The organism is Streptococcus ruminantium, from assembly GCF_003609975.1.
Taxonomy (GTDB): Bacteria; Bacillota; Bacilli; order Lactobacillales; family Streptococcaceae; genus Streptococcus; species Streptococcus ruminantium.
The window spans coordinates 1,478,795-1,496,144 of record NZ_AP018400.1 but is presented as its reverse complement, the minus strand read 5'-3'; the positions used below and the strand labels follow the sequence as shown (position 1 = coordinate 1,496,144).

At 39.9% G+C, this 17,350-nt stretch carries 18 protein-coding genes; 16 read left to right on the top strand and 2 right to left on the bottom strand.

Annotated features, from left to right (window positions below; all coding sequences use genetic code 11):
• Nucleotides 1–11 precede the first annotated feature (11 nt).
• The 6 genes from SR187_RS07080 to SR187_RS07055 all read left to right on the top strand — a co-directional run bounded on the left by SR187_RS07080 (nucleotide 12) and on the right by SR187_RS07055 (nucleotide 5,065).
• The gene (locus tag SR187_RS07080; RefSeq protein WP_024532211.1) at nucleotides 12–842 is read left to right on the top strand and encodes a carbohydrate ABC transporter permease; all 831 of its coding nucleotides are present in this window, start codon (nucleotides 12–14) and stop codon (nucleotides 840–842) included.
• Between the two features lie 48 nt (nucleotides 843–890).
• The gene (locus tag SR187_RS07075; protein ID WP_120171982.1) at nucleotides 891–1,346 is read left to right on the top strand and encodes a YhcH/YjgK/YiaL family protein; all 456 of its coding nucleotides are present in this window, start codon (nucleotides 891–893) and stop codon (nucleotides 1,344–1,346) included.
• 120 nt (nucleotides 1,347–1,466) lie between these two features.
• Nucleotides 1,467–2,114: a DUF624 domain-containing protein gene (locus SR187_RS07070; protein WP_120171981.1), complete on the top strand. Its 648-nt coding sequence runs from the start codon at nucleotides 1,467–1,469 to the stop codon at nucleotides 2,112–2,114.
• A 79-nt stretch (nucleotides 2,115–2,193) separates the two neighbouring features.
• Nucleotides 2,194–3,114 carry a dihydrodipicolinate synthase family protein gene (locus SR187_RS07065; protein ID WP_120171980.1) on the top strand — a complete coding sequence of 307 codons (921 nt, stop codon included), beginning with the start codon at nucleotides 2,194–2,196 and terminating at the stop codon, nucleotides 3,112–3,114.
• 10 nt (nucleotides 3,115–3,124) lie between these two features.
• Nucleotides 3,125–4,015, top strand: a complete 891-nt coding sequence (locus tag SR187_RS07060) for an ROK family protein (RefSeq protein WP_120171979.1) — start codon at nucleotides 3,125–3,127, stop codon at nucleotides 4,013–4,015.
• A gap of 84 nt (nucleotides 4,016–4,099) precedes the next feature.
• Nucleotides 4,100–5,065, top strand: coding sequence for an alpha/beta fold hydrolase (locus tag SR187_RS07055; RefSeq protein ID WP_120171978.1), 966 nt, complete (start codon nucleotides 4,100–4,102; stop codon nucleotides 5,063–5,065).
• Between the two features lie 364 nt (nucleotides 5,066–5,429).
• On the opposite strand, the gene SR187_RS07050 is transcribed toward SR187_RS07055, so the two are convergent.
• Complete coding sequence (locus SR187_RS07050) at nucleotides 5,430–6,242, bottom strand: peptidylprolyl isomerase (protein ID WP_120172492.1); 813 nt, start codon at nucleotides 6,240–6,242, stop codon at nucleotides 5,430–5,432.
• 154 nt (nucleotides 6,243–6,396) lie between these two features.
• Between SR187_RS07050 and SR187_RS07045 the strand changes: the two genes are divergently transcribed.
• From SR187_RS07045 to gloA2, 10 genes are all read left to right on the top strand, one after another.
• Nucleotides 6,397–6,744 carry a DUF2500 domain-containing protein gene (locus SR187_RS07045; RefSeq protein ID WP_120171977.1) on the top strand — a complete coding sequence of 116 codons (348 nt, stop codon included), beginning with the start codon at nucleotides 6,397–6,399 and terminating at the stop codon, nucleotides 6,742–6,744.
• A gap of 163 nt (nucleotides 6,745–6,907) precedes the next feature.
• On the top strand, nucleotides 6,908–7,285 hold the full coding sequence (locus tag SR187_RS07040; RefSeq protein WP_120171976.1) for a VOC family protein: 378 nt from the start codon (nucleotides 6,908–6,910) through the stop codon (nucleotides 7,283–7,285).
• The gene (locus SR187_RS07035) at nucleotides 7,285–7,824 is read left to right on the top strand and encodes a hypothetical protein (RefSeq protein ID WP_120171975.1); all 540 of its coding nucleotides are present in this window, start codon (nucleotides 7,285–7,287) and stop codon (nucleotides 7,822–7,824) included. The genes SR187_RS07040 and SR187_RS07035 overlap by 1 nt, the downstream gene beginning before the upstream one ends.
• Before the next feature lie 94 nt (nucleotides 7,825–7,918).
• Nucleotides 7,919–8,911 (top strand): LacI family DNA-binding transcriptional regulator, encoded by a 993-nt coding sequence (locus SR187_RS07030; RefSeq protein WP_120171974.1) that lies wholly within the window; start codon nucleotides 7,919–7,921, stop codon nucleotides 8,909–8,911.
• Between the two features lie 148 nt (nucleotides 8,912–9,059).
• Nucleotides 9,060–9,980 carry an ABC transporter permease gene (locus SR187_RS07025; protein WP_120172491.1) on the top strand — a complete coding sequence of 307 codons (921 nt, stop codon included), beginning with the start codon at nucleotides 9,060–9,062 and terminating at the stop codon, nucleotides 9,978–9,980.
• 10 nt (nucleotides 9,981–9,990) lie between these two features.
• The gene (locus SR187_RS07020; protein ID WP_024532223.1) at nucleotides 9,991–10,878 is read left to right on the top strand and encodes a carbohydrate ABC transporter permease; all 888 of its coding nucleotides are present in this window, start codon (nucleotides 9,991–9,993) and stop codon (nucleotides 10,876–10,878) included.
• 49 nt (nucleotides 10,879–10,927) lie between these two features.
• Nucleotides 10,928–12,538: an ABC transporter substrate-binding protein gene (locus SR187_RS07015; RefSeq protein ID WP_120171973.1), complete on the top strand. Its 1,611-nt coding sequence runs from the start codon at nucleotides 10,928–10,930 to the stop codon at nucleotides 12,536–12,538.
• Nucleotides 12,539–12,556: 18 nt separating this feature from the next.
• Nucleotides 12,557–13,915, top strand: a complete 1,359-nt coding sequence (locus SR187_RS07010) for a glycoside hydrolase family 32 protein (RefSeq protein ID WP_120171972.1) — start codon at nucleotides 12,557–12,559, stop codon at nucleotides 13,913–13,915.
• Between the two features lie 120 nt (nucleotides 13,916–14,035).
• Complete coding sequence (locus SR187_RS07005) at nucleotides 14,036–16,408, top strand: DNA translocase FtsK (RefSeq protein ID WP_120171971.1); 2,373 nt, start codon at nucleotides 14,036–14,038, stop codon at nucleotides 16,406–16,408.
• Nucleotides 16,408–16,794 carry an SMU1112c/YaeR family gloxylase I-like metalloprotein gene (gene gloA2 / locus SR187_RS07000; protein ID WP_024532227.1) on the top strand — a complete coding sequence of 129 codons (387 nt, stop codon included), beginning with the start codon at nucleotides 16,408–16,410 and terminating at the stop codon, nucleotides 16,792–16,794. The genes SR187_RS07005 and gloA2 overlap by 1 nt, the downstream gene beginning before the upstream one ends.
• A 134-nt stretch (nucleotides 16,795–16,928) precedes the next feature.
• On the opposite strand, the gene SR187_RS06995 is transcribed toward gloA2, so the two are convergent.
• Nucleotides 16,929–17,297: a DUF3397 family protein gene (locus tag SR187_RS06995; protein ID WP_120171970.1), complete on the bottom strand. Its 369-nt coding sequence runs from the start codon at nucleotides 17,295–17,297 to the stop codon at nucleotides 16,929–16,931.
• Nucleotides 17,298–17,350 lie beyond the last annotated feature (53 nt).

Here is a 17,350-nt window from a genome sequence, read left to right as displayed (position 1 = left end):
AGGAGGATCGGATGAAAAAGAAAGCAATTACACCTTTGAGTGTTATTTCGACCATCGCTTTGCTCCTACTGACTATCCTCTTTATCTTTCCATTTTATTGGATTATGACAGGTGCTTTCAAGTCACAGCCCCATACCATTATTATTCCACCTCAATGGTGGCCTACCCAGCCGACCTTGGAAAACTTTACTAAGTTGACTATACAAAATCCAGCTCTCCAATGGCTTTGGAATTCGGTTTTCATCTCTTTGACAACCATGATTTTGGTATGTATGACTTCTTCTTTGGCAGGCTATGTGCTAGCTAAGAAGCGTTTCTATGGACAAAAACTACTTTTTTCTATCTTCATCGCGGCCATGGCTCTACCTAAGCAAGTTGTTTTGGTTCCCTTGGTACGGATTATCAATTTTATGGGAATCCATGATACCTTAGCAGCAGTTATTTTGCCTCTGGTTGGATGGCCTTTTGGTGTCTTTTTGATGAAACAATTCTCAGAGAACATTCCGACAGAACTTTTGGAATCAGCAAAAATTGATGGTTGTGGAGAGATTTCTACCTTCTGGAATGTGGCTTTTCCGATCGTCAAGCCAGGTTTTGCAGCTTTAGCAATCTTCACTTTTATCAACTCGTGGAATGATTACTTTATGCAGCTAGTTATGTTGACTTCTCGGCAGAATTTGACTATTTCACTAGGAGTTGCAACAATGCAAGCCGAGATGGCAACTAACTACGGAGTCATCATGGCCGGTGCAGCTATGGCGGCTGTTCCAATTGTGACAGTCTTTCTTGTCTTTCAAAAATCCTTTACCCAAGGGATTACAATGGGTGCAGTTAAAGGGTAATATTTTAACGGTGACTGCAACCAACTACCATCTTACGGAGTGTTTTGCATGATTTATGATCATATTAGCAATTACTCATATTACATGGGCTTGCATCCAAATCTAGATTTGGCTTTAGTTGCTTTGGAACAAGGAATTTTTAGGAATCAAAAATTAGGCAGGTATGAGCTTGCTGATCAAGATGTTTATTATTTCCTTCAGGAAAATACCTTGTCGAAAGAGGCTCAGTCTATTTTTGAATACCATCGATGCTATGCCGATATTCATTTTGTTATTAGGGGGCGGGAGCAGGTCTCTTATGGCAGTCGTCTGGTTAGTGAAGATACTGAGTTTGATAAAACGGGAGATATTGGTTTTGTTCCTGGGGAGAAGTGGGTAGATTGTTTATTGGACGGGGATTATTTTGCCATCTTTCTACCCGGGGAGATTCATCAGCCTAACCAGTGGGTAGGTGGTGAGAAAACTGTCCGTAAGTGCGTGTTTAAGGTTTTGATAGATGACTGATACTCTGCAAAATCAAGCAGATATTGTGCTGAGAAGCTGTTTTAGATTTAGTATCAATTTTGTCATTTTTGCATCTATTATTGGTGTTTGTCGGGGATAAAGGAGTAGAGGAGGTTAGCCATGAAAGAAAATGAAAAGAAAACTTTGATTCAATCCTTCTTTGATGTCAATCATCCTGTTTGGCAAATGGTAGAAAAACTATTTGATTTGATGCTCTTGAATCTATTAACGACTCTGGCCAGCCTTCCCCTCATCACCTTAGGAGCTGCCAAACTAGCCCTTCAAGCAAGTTTATGGGAAATGGATGAGTTTGGAAAAATCAAGGTTTGGTCTACTTACTGGCGACAATTTGCCCTTCACTGGAAACGTGGCTTCATTTTATCAGTTGTAGAAATCGGAGTGACAGGTTTTTGTCTTTTGGATCTTTATCTGGTCTGGGGGCAATCTGGTCTGGTCTTTGATGGATTTCGAGCATTTTGTATCGCTATCTTTCTCTTTAGCCAGCTTCTTTGGTTCTATGCTTATCCTTTGGCAAGTCGCTATTGCTTCAAGTGGTCAGGCTTGTTCCTTCAGGCTATCCTGCTATTGGGAAAAGAGTTAGCTTTAACTTTCAAAGTCAGTCTGGCTTATGTTCTTTTTGTAGCTATTATGCTTCACTCAGGCTTGTCTCTGATAATTTGCTTGATCTGTTTCCTGTCCTTTGGCTATGCAGCTCTGTCCTATTTGTTTATCAGAGAACTTGCTTCTCGAATCAATCTTGCTCAATGAGAGCAGATACTTACTGATAGGCTGATAAGGTCTGTGTTTGATTTTTATAGACTATCACGAAATACGAAAAGGAAATGCAATGAGAAATTTAGAAAAATATCATGGTATTATTCCAGCTTTTTATGCCTGTTATGATGAAGCTGGTGAGATTAGTTCAGAGCGTGTGAAGGCTCTGGTTCAGTATTTTATTGACAAGGGAGTGCAGGGACTCTATGTCAATGGTTCATCCGGTGAATGTATTTACCAAAGCATAGCAGACCGTAAGCAAGTTTTAGAAGCAGTGATGGCGGTTGCTAAGGGAAAATTGACCATTATCAACCATGTGGCCTGTAACAATCTGAAAGATAGTATTGAGCTGGCTCGTCATTCGCAGAAAATGGGTGTAGATGCTATTGCGGCTATTCCACCGATTTATTTCCGCTTGCCAGAGCACAGTATCGCAGCCTATTGGAATGGAATCAGCCTGGCTGCTCCAGATACAGATTTTATCATATATAACATCCCACAGCTAGCAGGGGTTTCTCTGACCCCAAATCTCTATAGAGAAATGGTAAAGAATCCTAGGGTTGTTGGTGTGAAGAATTCTTCAATGCCTGTTCAGGATATTGAGACCTTTGTCAGACTGGGGGGCGAAGATTATGTGATTTTCAATGGTCCGGATGAACAATTCCTAGGTGGGCGCTTGATGGGGGCTAAGGGTGGAATCGGAGGTACTTATGGTGCTATGCCTGAACTTTTCCTCCGTCTTAATCAGTTAATCACCGAGAAGGAGTTGGAAGTAGCTCGCCAGCTACAATCTACCATCAATGCCATTATCGATAAGTTGGTATCAGGTCACGGTCACATGTACGCTGTTATCAAAGAAGTTATCCGCCTCAACGATGGTTTGAATATCGGTTCGGTCCGTGAACCTCTAACTGGCTTGATAGAATCTGATAGAAAAATTGTAGAAGAGGCCGTTCTGATGATCAATGAGGCAAAGAAAAAATTTGGAATTTAGGAGGTTTGATATGAAAACCTATCTTGCTATTGATATTGGTGGCACACAGATAAAATATGGTCGTCTTGGTGAAGAAGGGCAGATTTTGGAGCGTTACAAGATGGATACGGAAGCTCATAAGGGCGGTCCTCATATCTTGGCAATGGTTAAAAAATTGGTCGCTGACTTTCATGCTCAATCTCCTCTAGCTGGTGTCGCCATTTCCTCGGCAGGTATGGTTGACCCTGACAAGGGAGAAATCTTCTACTCAGGTCCGCAGATTCCAAACTATGCTGGAACACAGTTTAAAGCAGAGATTGAAGGAGACTTTGGACTTCCCTGTGAGATTGAAAATGATGTCAACTGTGCAGGGCTAGCAGAAGGTATTTCTGGGGCAGGCACAGGTAGCTCGGTTTCAATCTGCCTGACGATAGGTACAGGAATTGGTGGCTGTTTGTTAGTTGATGGGCATATTTTTCACGGTTTTAACAATGCTGCCTGTGAAGTTGGTTATCTACATCTGTCAGATGGTGTCTTTCAAGATTTAGCATCCACTACAGCCTTGATTCGCTATGTAGTAGCTTTGCATGGTCAAGATCAAGCAGTCTGGGATGGATACAAAATTTTCCAAGAAGCTAAGGCAGGTAGCGTTCATTGTATTGCTGCCATTGACCGTATGGTTGATTATCTAGGACAGGGAATTGCCAATGTTTGCTATGTAGCTAACCCAGAAGTTGTTATCCTTGGTGGAGGGATCATGGCTCAGAAAGATTATTTGAAAGATAAGATTGAGACTGCTATGAAGAAGTATTTGGTGCCAAGTTTGGCCGATAATACACGTTTAGCTTTTGCCCAGCATGAAAATGCAGCAGGCATGTTGGGAGCTTTTTATCATTTCCAGCAAAAGCAAGGATTAAGATAAAATCTATGAAAATGGAGACTCTCCTTTTGTCTTCCTTCTTGGACTGTTTCCATTTTCATTGATTGTAGTTACAGAGGAGTTTTTATGATTGACAATATGACCCTGAAGGATATGCTAGGCTATCGAGGGAGGCAGGAAGTTCCGACAGATTTTGATGCTTTTTGGCAAAAAGAAAAAGACAGGCTAGAAGTTCTGCCCGCCTATGCATTAGCTGAAAAAGAATGTGGTCTTCATCATGTCCGTTGTTATGAATTGACTTTCACTGGGACCAACGGCTCCAGTGTCTTTGCCAAATGTCTTTTTCCAAGGAGTGAGAATCCAGTTCCCGTTCTCTTTTATTTTCATGGCTACCAAGGTCAGGGACCTGATTGGTCCGAAAATTTAAAGTTTTTAGCTGCTGGCTATGGTGTAGTGGCTATGGATGTCCGTGGACAAGCTGGTCAATCTCAAGATTGGGGTAAATTTGATGGGATAACAGTCAAGGGACAAGTCATCCGAGGTATGGTGTCAGGACCAGAGAATTTATTCTATAAGGATGTCTACTTAGATGTTTATCAGTTAATAGAAATTATAGCAGATTTAGACTTTGTTGATCAAAAGCGACTAGTTTCTTATGGAGCTTCACAAGGCGGAGCTTTGGCTCTGGTTGCCGCTGCTCTCAGTTCTCATATCAGTAAAACACTAGCAATCTATCCATTTCTTTCCGACTTCAAGCGAGTCTTAGAACTGGGTAATAATAGCGAAGCTTACGATGAACTTTTTCGTTATTTTAAATTCTCAGATCCCTTCCACGAAACAGAAGAAGAAGTCTTGCGTACTCTAGCTTATATTGATGTAAAAAACTTAGCCCATCTGATTTCATGCCCCGTGGCGATAGTGACAGGCTTAGAAGATGGTGTTTGTCCCCCATCAACACAATTTGCTATTTATAATCGTCTAGAAGTTGAAAAAGAAATGAAAATCCTACCAGAATACGCCCATGATGCTATGCATGTCAAGGTTAATGATTATGTCTATGATTACCTGATTGGAACTTGTTTTTTGAGCTAATATAGTTGTTTAGTTCATCTTGGTTATAGTAAGCGAGGAATTCTCGCTAATTCTAAACTTTTCTTTCCATGACTGTATTGTCCAAAATTGCATTTTATTAGGGAATAAAATGAACCATAAGGCGACATGTAGAAAAGAGTTTGTCACAAAAAGATTGTCACTGCAGAGAATCGTTCTAAACAACCAATATCTATAGACTAATTGATTTTACAAAAAGCGAACAAAATAAAGTTTTTGAACTGTCCACTTGACAGGGAGCAGTTCAGAAAACTAGGCTTGTCCGCTTTTTCGTTTGATAAAATAAGAATGAAGGGTGGAAACAAAGAATTTTTACTTGAAAAGTCTTTTGTCCTCGCCTTTCTTATTATCTCTTGAAAGTGTAGTCCTTGATAATCTCGATAGAGTCGATTTTTATATCCGCTTTTGGTTTGTCGCGCTCACCAGTTTCTACCGCAGCAATTTTGTCCACGACATCCATACCTTCAATAACTTGTCCAAAGACTGTATGGCGCCCATCCAAATTTGGATTTCCTCCATTTTTGTAGGCTTCAATCACTTTTCCAGGATACTTGGAGCTAGAAAGCTGACTGGACATGTCTGTCGTATTTTGGTTGATAAAGAACTGGCTACCGTTAGTGCCTGCTCCGGCATTAGCCATTGAAAGCGCCCCACGGATATTGTAGAGGAAGGCAGAAATCTCGTCTTTAAATCCTTTTCCCGCATCAATTGTCGTTTCTTTGCCAGACCAGATAGATTTTCCACCAGTCCCATTTCCAAGAGGGTCTCCACCTTGAATCATGAAGCCCTTGATAACACGGTGGAAAATGGTTCCATTATAGTAGCCGTTTTTAGCGTGAGTTAAGAAGTTTTCAACAGTCAGTGGAGCCTGCTCGGGGAAGAGTTTGATTGTGATGTCTCCTGCTGTTGTTTTGATTTTTACAGCAGCCTCATTTTCTGCAATCTGGCTAGAGAGTTGTGGAAATGTCGCGTTAGGATTGTTGATGGCATAGGCTAGGTCTTTTGCATATTGACTAGAAGCAGTTGTGTCTGTCGTAGTGGCTAGGGTTGAACTAGAGCTAGGTGCTTCAGATGTCGAACTGTTACCAGTAGTGGACTTGTTTGCACAGGCTGTCAATAGAATACTAGAAGCCAAAGCAAGGGCTATCATTTTTTTCATAGAAAATCCTTTCTCAATATCGATCAAAATTATGCTCATTCTACCACGAAATAGTTGATTTTTCAATTTTACACTGCATGTTACGGACATAGTTTTTTTTAAAAACATGATATAATTACAGATGATATATGGAATTTGTAGAGGAGGCTTCAGTATGTTTGCGAGTCCTGATTTCGGTTTGACTGTGCATCAGATGTTATTTTACGCAATCAGCTCAATTATTTTAGGAGTGATTTGCTTTCAGATTATAAAAAATTTGCTAGAATGGCATCGAAACAATCAAGCTCCTAGAGAAACCTGTTCAGCCAAACTGGTTACCAAGAGAACACGCATTTTTGGCAATGAAATAGCTCGTACCAACTATTACATGACCTTTGACTGGAATGGACAACGAAGGGAATTTCGGGTACGCTCAGAAGATTATGCTGTGCTAGCAGAAGGAGATACTGGCACCTTGCATTTTCAAGGGACGCGTTTTCTAGGTTTTGAACGTTTCAAATGATTTTCTTGATTTAAATCATACCTTGCTTACTTCGGTGTGATTTACTCTGCTATCCTATATTTTTTCATTGCCTATAAAAGAAAAGTCGTTTTTCTTTTGTGATAGCTTTGGTTAGTGTATAATAGCAGGAGTTAGTGCTATACAAAAGAAAAGAGATAAGTAAATGATTTCATCACTCGGTCAGGTAATGCTCTATGTGAATGATATGGAAGCTTCGGCTCAGTTCTGGAGAGAAAAAGTTGGTTTTGAACGTGTAGAGCGCCAGAAACAAGGTACACAGATTTCGTACATTATTGCGCCAAAAATAGACAGTGAAGTGCAGCTTGTTCTTCATGACAAGCCAGCAGTTACCGCTATGAACCCAGATATGAATTTGGCCACGCCATCCATCCTAATGAGCTCGATAAATCTTGAAAAAACATATCAAGAGTTTATCGCTAAGGGAATCAATGTGAATCCGATTATAGATTTGGGATGTATGAAAGTTTTCAACTTTAGTGATGATGAAGATAACTATTTTGCAGTTCGTGAGGTGAGCTAATGTCATTTGAAAAACGCCTTGAGGAAATGTATAAAGACCATGAAGTTAAACCCTATATTTCTCCAGAACGTGACTTGGCTAGCTGGTTTCTAGAAGCGAAACCAGTTCCTAAACGCAATATGGTTCGCCTAGAAGAAGGCTTGCTAGCTGGAGATATTATTCTACTTTGGCGTGTCCACTTTGGTACTTTTACAACGACTACTCCATACTCAAAATATTTTGAGTACACCTATGGCATTGACGGACCAGCTCACATGAAGAATTTGTTAGCGGAAGGCTATGTTTATTTAGAATCCGCTTTTGATTCCTTGAACCATATTACCTCAATGGTTAAGAAAAATATTCTCAAAGCAGAAGGTGTGACAGGTCTTTCTAAGATGAAAGCGGCCGATTTAGATACTGCTCTCAAGTTCCACCTGACAGAGGAAAAATTGGCAGTTTATTTTTCTGTTCGTGGTTATGCTTTGACAGAAAAAGGCATAGCAGCTCTTGAAAATCACCCAGAAGTCATTGACAAACATCCAAAAAAGAAAATGTAGACGAGCAGAGCTTGTCTATTTTTCTTGACAGAAAACGCTAACAGTGGTATTCTGAAACAAACATTGAAACGTTTCAAAAACAAAGGGAGCAAAGATGGAAATACAAAAGTCAATTACTATGAAAGATGTAGCTAGGCTTGCGGGCGTCAGCGTCGGAACGGTATCGCGCGTTATAAATAATGAATCAGGAATTAAGGAGACCACCCTTGAGAAAGTAAATGCTGCGGTTAAAGAGTTGAATTATATTCCTGATGTTTATGCTCGGGGGATGAAAAAAAATAAAACAGAGACGATTGCTCTCATTATTCCAACTGTTTGGCACCCATTTTTTGGTGAATTTGCCTACCATGTGGAAGTTGAGTTAAGCAGGAAAAACTATAAGTTATTGCTTTGCAATATCAGTGGTCCTAAAAGAGAACTAGACTATTTGATGATGCTCCAGCAAAATAAGGTAGATGGGATTATCGCAATTACGTATAGTCCTATTGATGATTATCTTTCCTCGAATATTCCTTTTGTTAGTATAGATAGGACGTATGAAAATAAAGCGATAGCCTGTGTTAGTTCAGATAATCAGGCTGGTGCGGAGTTGGCAGCAGATATTTTAATCGAAAGAGGAGGAAGTCATTTTGCCTTCATTGGTGGACATAACAGAACGATTAACGAGACTAAAAAACGCAGATTATATTTTGAAAAACGTATTTTGGAAGCGGGTTATCCATGTCATATCTTAGATTTGGAAGAGCCTTATGCAGACTTCATGGGACAGGTGGAAGATTTTTTAGTGAAGCACCCGCAAATTGATGCTATTTTCACCATCAATGATTTTGCAGCCCTGGATACGTTAGCTATTTTGGAAAAATTGGGAAGACAAGTGCCAGACGATGTGCAGGTTATCGGCTATGATGGAATTCAAATGGCAGAAGAGCGACAAATGTTTCTTTCTACCATTCGTCAACCTTTGGACTTATTGGCTAAAGAGGCAGTTGCTTGCCTATTAGATATTATTGATAAAAAAGATCGCCCCCTTCAAGTTATCCTACCCATTTCCTATGTTGAAGGAAAAACAACAAAAAATAGAAAATAGGGGTTGACAGAAAACGGTTACAATGATAAAATAAAATCATCAAGTTGGTTGATTTTATTTTTAAAGAAAAATGAAACGTTTCAAAAAAGAGGGTAACCTCTTTCTTAAAACAAAACAAATTGAAACGTTTCAAAAAAGAGGTTTACTTATGAAAACATTGAAACTTCGGCAAACCACTCTTTGGGAAAGAATGAAGCAGCAGAAGCTTTTGTTGTTGATGTTATTGCCAGGTTTAATTTTAACCTTCATCTTTCGCTATGTTCCCATGTATGGTGTTTTGATTGCTTTCAAGGATTACAACCCCTTGAAGGGTGTCTTAGGCAGTGCATGGATTGGATTTGAACAATTTGCCAAATTTCTTTCCTCTCCTAACTTTGGAGTCCTCCTTTCTAATACTTTGAAATTGAGTGTTTATGGACTTCTCTTAGGTTTCCTACCGCCCATCATTTTAGCAATTATGCTCAATCAGCTCTTGAGTGACAAAGCTAAAAAACGAATTCAGCTAATACTTTATGCGCCGAATTTTATTTCCGTTGTCGTGATTGTCGGTATGATTTTTCTCTTTTTCTCTGTAGGTGGACCAGTCAATTCCTTACTTGGCATTTTGGGAATTGAGGCAAACTTTCTGACGAATCCAGATTTCTTCAGACCGCTCTATATCTTAAGTGGTATCTGGCAAGGAATGGGATGGGCTTCTACCCTCTATACAGCAACTCTAGTTAATGTTGATCCCGCGCTGATTGAGGCCGCAAAATTAGATGGTGCCAATATTTTTCAACGCATTTGGCATATTGATTTACCTGCTCTCAAACCGGTTATGGTCATCCAATTTATTCTGGCAGCGGGAGGTATTATGAATGTTGGTTACGAAAAAGCCTTTCTGATGCAGACCTCTCTCAACTTGACTAGTTCAGAAATTATTTCTACCTATGTTTATAAAATTGGTCTGGTATCAGGGAATTACTCCTATTCAACAGCTGTGGGGTTGTTCAATGCCTTAATCAATATTATCTTACTTATTGCTGTTAATAAAATTGTAAAGCACATCAATGACGGACAAGGATTATAAGGAGTTTTTTATGAATACGCAAATGTATACAAAGTTTGACAAGCGTATGCTCGTTGTCAACAAGATATTGATAGGTTTTCTTGTCTTGATTACTGTGGTTCCTATGCTTTACATTCTAGTTGCATCCTTCATGGATCCGCAGGTATTAGTCAGCAAGGGGATTAGTTTTAATCCTAAGGATTGGACCGTTGAGGGTTACCAACGGGTATTTTCAGATCAATCTATCCTTAGAGGATTTTTCAATTCGCTCTTTTATTCTTTCTCCTTTGCTTTTTTGACAGTAGCTATCTCGGTTATGACAGCCTATCCATTATCTAAGAAAGATTTAGTCGGAAAGAAAGGAATCAATGCCTTCCTTGTCTTCACCATGTTTTTTGGAGGTGGTCTAGTACCAACCTATCTCTTGGTTAAAGATTTAGGGATGTTAAATACAGTTTGGGCAATCATTGTGCCAGGTGCTGTAAATGTTTGGAATATCATTTTGGCTCGAACTTATTTCCAAGGTTTACCAGATGAATTGGTAGAAGCAGCGGTCATGGACGGTGCTAATGAGTTTCAGATTTTCTTGAAAATTATGCTTCCGTTAGCAAAACCAATTATGTTCGTCCTTTTCCTCTATGCCTTTGTTGGCCAGTGGAACTCGTATTTTGATGCCATGATTTATATAAAAGATCCAAACCTAGAGCCTCTTCAGCTCGTTCTCAGGAAAATCCTTATTCAAAGCGAGCCTGCTAAGGATATGATTGGAGCTCAGGCTGCGATGAATGAGATGAAGCGAATTGCAGAAATGATTAAGTACGCAACAATTGTCATCTCTAGCTTGCCACTCATTGTCATGTATCCATTCTTCCAGAAATACTTTGATAAGGGTATCATGGCAGGGTCTTTAAAGGGTTAATCTAAATAGAACTTTATGAAATCTTTATAAAAATAGGAGGTTGTTTCGAATGAAACACAAATTTGGAAAAACAATTATTACGCTTCTCGCAAGTACTGCTTTACTCGCTGCTTGTGGCTCAAAGAATACAGCTTCAAGTCCTGATTATAATTTGAAAAATGTGCAGTTTCCATTGGAAAAATCAGTCACTCTGAAATTCATGACAGCCAGCTCTCCCTTGGCCTCAGCTAATCCAAATGATAAATTGATTTTTCAACGCCTAGAGAAAGAAACAGGCGTTCATATCGAATGGACGAATTACCAGTCTGACTTTGGAGAAAAACGGAATTTAGATATTGCATCAGGAGATTTGCCAGATGCTATTCATAATGACGGAGCTTCTGACGTGGAATTGATGAACTGGTCCAAGCAAGGAGTTATTGTTCCAGTTGAAGATTTGATTGACAAACACATGCCAAACCTTAAGAAAATTTTGGATGAAAATCCTAAATACCGTTCAATGATTACAGCTCCAGATGGGCACATCTATTCCTTCCCATGGATTGAAGAGTTAGGTGAGGGCAAAGAATCCATCCATACAGTAAATGGTATTGCTTGGATCAACAAAGAATGGTTGAAGAAACTTGGTCTTGAAATGCCAAAAACAACAGATGATTTGGTAAAAGTTCTTGAAGCATTTAAGACTCAAGATCCAAATGGAAACGGTAAGGCAGATGAAATTCCAATGTCCTTTATCAATGGAGGTGGTAACGAAGACTTCAAGATTCTTTTCGGAGCTTTTGGGATTGGAGATAATGACGATCATTTAGTTGTTAACAATGATGGTACAGTTGATTTTACTGCCGATAATGAGAACTATAAAAAGGGTGTTCAGTTCATGCGTAGTTTGAAGGAAAAAGGGTTACTTGATCCTGAAGCTTTCGAACATGATTGGAATACTTACCTAGCTAAGGGCAGTGAAAATCGTTACGGTGTCTACTTTACCTGGGATAAGGCAAATATCACGGGTATGAATGACACTTACGATATTCTTCCAGTACTTGCAGGACCAGATGGGACCAAGCATATTACCCGTACAAATGGCATGGGCTTCCAGCGTGATCGGATGGTTATCACATCTGCTAACAAAAACCTAGAACTTACTGCTAAATGGATTGATGCCCAATATGCTCCCCTCCAGTCTGTACAAAATAACTGGGGAACTTACGGAGATGCATCTCAGCAAAATATTTTTGAGTTCGACAAAGCCACTAATAGTCTTAAACATTTACCATTAGATGGAACAGCACCAGGTGAGCTCCGTCAAAAAACAGAAGTTGGAGGTCCGCTTGCGATTCTGGATAAATATTACGGAACAGTTACAACTATGCCAGATGATGCTAAATGGCGTTTGGATTTGATGCATAAAACCTACTTAGATTACATAAAAAATGATGATATTTATCCACGTGTCTTCATGGAGAAAGAGGACTTGGATAAGATTGCTCAGGTGGAAGCAGATATGAACGACTATATTTATCGTAAGCGTGCAGAATGGATTGTCAATGGTGGGGTAGAAAATGAATGGGATAATTACCTTAAAGAACTAGAAAGTTATGGTCTATCAGACTGGCTTGCTATCAAGCAAAAGTACTACAATAAATACAAAGAAAAGCAGTAATCAAAAAGGAGGTTATCTGTGAAAACAGTAGAACAGGCCAATCAATTTATTCAAACAGAAAAACTGGCTATTAATCCGAATTTTAAACCACATGTTCACCTTTCTCCTGAAGTTGGCTGGCTCAATGATCCTAATGGATTTGTCTTTTTCAGGGGAGAATACCATCTCTTTTACCAATACAATCCCTACGATAGTGTCTGGGGACCGATGCATTGGGGACATGCTAAAAGTAAAGATTTGATCAACTGGGAGTATCTCCCAGTTGCTCTAGCTCCAGATAAAGACTATGATAAGGATGGTTGTTTTTCTGGCTCTGCGATTGTCAAAGATGATGTCCTCTGGCTGATGTATACGGGAAATATTGTTGGAGAAGATGGCGCAGTCAGACAAGTGCAGAATATGGCCTACTCTAAAGATGGGATTCATTTTGAGAAAATTGAGCAAAATCCCGTTGCAACCGAAGATTTATTGCCAGAAGAAGTGATTGCTAATGATTTTCGTGATCCAAAAATTTTCGAGAAAAATGGGAGATACTATTCTGTTGTTGCGACCAAACATAAAGACGGGGTTGGATGTATCGTCCTGCTAGGAACAGATAATCTATTGGAATGGCAATTTGAGTCTATTTTCTTAAAAGGTGAGGGTCATCAAGGTCCAGTTTGGGAATGTCCTGACTATTTCGAAGTTGATGGCCAAGAATACTTGATTGTCTCGCCGATGCGCTACCAAAAAGATAAAAATCATTATGTCAATATCAATTCCAATATTTTTGTTAAAGGTCACGTTGATTGGGATAAGAAGATATTTATAGCAGATACTTTCAAAGAAATTGACCATGGACATGATTTCTATGCAGCACAAACGACAGAAGGTCCGCAAGGACGGCGAGTCATGATTGCTTGGATGCATACATGGGGACGGAAATTGGTGACTAATGACTTAGGTCATAAATGGTTTGGGCAAATGACCCTTCCGCGTATATTAAAATACCGTGAAGAGAGACTTGTTCAAGTCTTACCAACGACAATTTTGGATCAATTAGAAGAAGTAGAAGTCGGTCAACCAATTCTAACAGCAAGCAAATTGTTCATAAACTTGAAAGATAGTCTAGCGTTGAAACTAGGGAATGAAAACGATTATCTGACCTTTGGTTATGATAAGACTACTCAGGAGGTTTACATTGACCGCAGTCACCTCCGTATCCAGCAAGTTGGTGAGGAAGAATGGTCAACAACTCGTCGAGCTGCAACTATTAAAGCTGAACAGCTTTTAGTTATTCTTGATAAGAACTGTCTAGAAATTTTTGTGAATGATGGTCAAGAAACGCTAACCTCAACTTTTTATATTGAAGATGCTTGTAAATTAACTAATTTATGATATTACATCCTAAATTTTTCTTTCACTCCAAGAAAGGTCCTGTATTTGCAGGGCTTTTTTTATCATGAAAATTCTTTGCAATTATGGTAAAATAAAGAGATTGAGAAAGTTGAGGTTTTTATGAAAAAGACAAGTAAAAAAGGAAAGGTGACCAGGAGACCAACCAAGGCAGAATTGGCCCAGCAAGAACGTGTAAAAAATACGACCCTGAGAGTTTTAGGACTTCTGTTTATTGTCTTTACGGCTAGCCGTTTAGGCATTTTTGGAGTAACCAGTTACAATCTCTTTCGTCTCTTGTTTGGTAGTCTGACTTACCTACTTTTGGCTGGAGCTTTTGTCTATCTCCTTATTCCTAAGATTCTGCGTGAGAGGGAAGGTACAATTTCTGGTTTTTGGTTGATTGTTATCGGCTTTCTGATTGAGTTTCATGCCTATCTGGACTGGACCTATTCAGGAACAGATTTATTTCATCACACCCTCAAATTGGCATTGACAGATCTGTCTAAGTTTCAAGTCACAGCCTTTCTAGGTGGTGGTGTGGTCGGAAGTATCTTTTATGCGCCAGTTTCCTTCCTCTTTGCCAATGCAGGCTCATTTTTTATCGGCTTTTTATTGATTGCCTTTGGGATTTTCTTTGTAAGTCCATGGTCTGTCTATGATGTAGCGGATGGCTTGGCATTTCTCAAAGAAAAGTTGACGGAAGGACAAGCAAAAAGAGCAGAGCTTCGCGCGCAAAAGCAGGCTGAACGAGAAGAAAAACGCCAACGAGAATTGGTTCGTCTTGAGGAAGAGCGCCTCCAGTTGGAAGAAGAGAAAGAAACTCAAAACGCTGCCCTTCTGAATGGAGAGATAGACGAAGAGACAGGAGAAATCCTAGATGAGGAGCCTGTTCAGGTACCCGTACCCATTATCTCAGAGTATGACTACACGGATCCAGAAGATGAATTTCCGGTTATGTTGGCTGAGGATGATGAATCTATTCAGCCCATGCAGGTTCAGCGATCGTTTGAAAGCATTGAAAGTACCGAGGATGATGCGGATGTACAGATTGATTTCAAACCCAAGCAGCGCTTGGCTTACAAACTTCCATCAATAGACCTATTTGCTCCAATTAAAGCCAAGAGTCAGTCCAATGAGAAACGAATTGTCCGTCAAAATATCAAGGTTTTGGAAGATACCTTTGCTAGTTTTGGAATTAAGGTGGTAGTAGAACGGGCAGAAATTGGTCCATCTGTCACCAAGTACGAAATCAAGCCAGCAGTCGGTGTCCGCGTCAATAGGATTTCCAACCTAGCAGATGACTTGGCTTTAGCTTTGGCGGCCAAGGATGTCCGCATCGAAGCTCCTATCCCAGGAAAGTCTCTTGTTGGAATTGAAGTTCCAAACTCAGAGGTAGCAACCGTTCCTTTCCGTGAACTGTGGGAACAATCTAAAACTGATCCAGACCGACTATTGGAGATTCCACTTGGTAAAGCAGTTAATGGTTCGGTGCGCTCTTTCAATCTAGCCCGTATGCCACACTTGTTGGTGGCAGGATCAACTGGATCGGGTAAGTCTGTAGCGGTTAATGGCATCATCTCGTCTATCTTGATGAAGGCAGGACCAGATCAGGTGAAGTTTATGATGATTGACCCTAAGATGGTGGAATTGTCTGTCTACAATGATATTCCACACTTGCTTATTCCAGTTGTGACGAATCCACGAAAAGCCGCGCGTGCTCTCCAAAAAGTAGTTGATGAGATGGAGAAACGCTATGAACTTTTCAGCCATATCGGTGTCAGAAATTTGGAAGGCTACAATGCTAAGGTAGAAGAGTTCAATAGTCGTTCAGAGGAAAAACAAATTCCATTGCCACTGATCGTAGTAATTGTAGATGAGCTGGCAGATTTGATGATGGTAGCTAGCAAGGAAGTAGAGGATGCTATTATTCGCCTAGGACAAAAGGCACGTGCAGCAGGGATTCACATGATTTTGGCTACCCAGCGTCCATCTGTTGATGTCATTTCCGGTCTTATCAAGGCAAATGTGCCATCTCGTATTGCTTTTGCTGTGTCAAGTGGTACAGATAGTCGAACCATTTTAGATGAAAATGGAGCAGAGAAGCTCCTTGGTCGTGGAGACATGCTCTTCAAACCGATTGATGAAAATCATCCAGTTCGTTTGCAAGGCTCCTTCATTTCAGATGATGATGTAGAGGCTATTGTTGGCTTTATCAAAGCGCAAGCTGAGGCGGATTATGATGAAAACTTTGATCCGGGAGAAGTTACGGAAGGAGATGGTGATACTGGCTTTGGAGATAGTAGTGGTGATCCGCTCTTTGAGCAGGCACGGGCTCTTGTTGTTGAAACACAAAAAGCTAGCGCCTCTATGATTCAACGCCGGCTATCCGTCGGGTTTAACCGAGCAACACGGTTAATGGAAGAATTGGAAGCTGCTGGAGTCATTGGTCCAGCAGAAGGTACAAAACCTAGAAAGGTATTGGAAAACCAGTAATGAAGTTTGAAGCAGTCCATCATATCGCTATTATCGGAAGCAACTATGAGAAAACAAGAGCATTCTATGTGGAAAAATTAGGATTTGAACCCTTGGATGAGCATATCCGTCCAGAAAAAAATGACATTCTTTTCAATGTCAAAAAGGGGAACGTGATTTTAGAAATTTTTATCAAGCCAGATGCTCCCTTGCGTCCTGTTCAACCTAGTCCAGAACACACGGGATTACGGCATCTCGCTTTTAGGGTAGAAGATGTAGAGGCCTGCTTAGCAGAATTTGATTGTTTAGCTATCCGCCATGAAGAGCTACGGATAGACGATTTCAATGGTAAAAAAATGGCTTTTTTCTTTGATCCAGACGGTCTTCCACTTGAAATTCATGAATAAGAAGAGTTTAGACAAGTAGTTCTTCTCTGGCCAAAAATTCTTAAAATGATTACCCCAAAAAAGGCTTAGAACCCCATTTACTGGAGTTCTAAGCCTTTTACGATTTTGTGGCACATTGCTTGAATGGCTGTGAGTTAAGAGCTTAGCATAAAGACAGCAATGACCAACGCAAGATACATCAGGAAAGTTAAAATAAAGCCAGCTCGCCAAAAAAATTTGAAGAACTTCTTGTAAGAAAATTCCTTTTTCTTAAAGAGGAAAAAGGCACAGAGACCGATTGCCAAAAATGATAGAGCAAAAACAAGGTGAGGGAGAAGACTATTGTAATAGGCTTTATCTGAAATGAGATAAAACTCTATGGCGTAGAGAGGAAAGGCGATGTCAGCAAAATTCCATCTCCATTTTTGTAGCTTAAAAAACTTGACAGCGATAATTGAAATTGCCAAGGTTAAAAAGATAAATAGGAAGGCTGCAATTTTTAAAAAAATAATCGATTCAAACATACCTTCATTCTATAAAAAATATGAGAAAAAGTAAACTTTAAGCTTGCAATTCT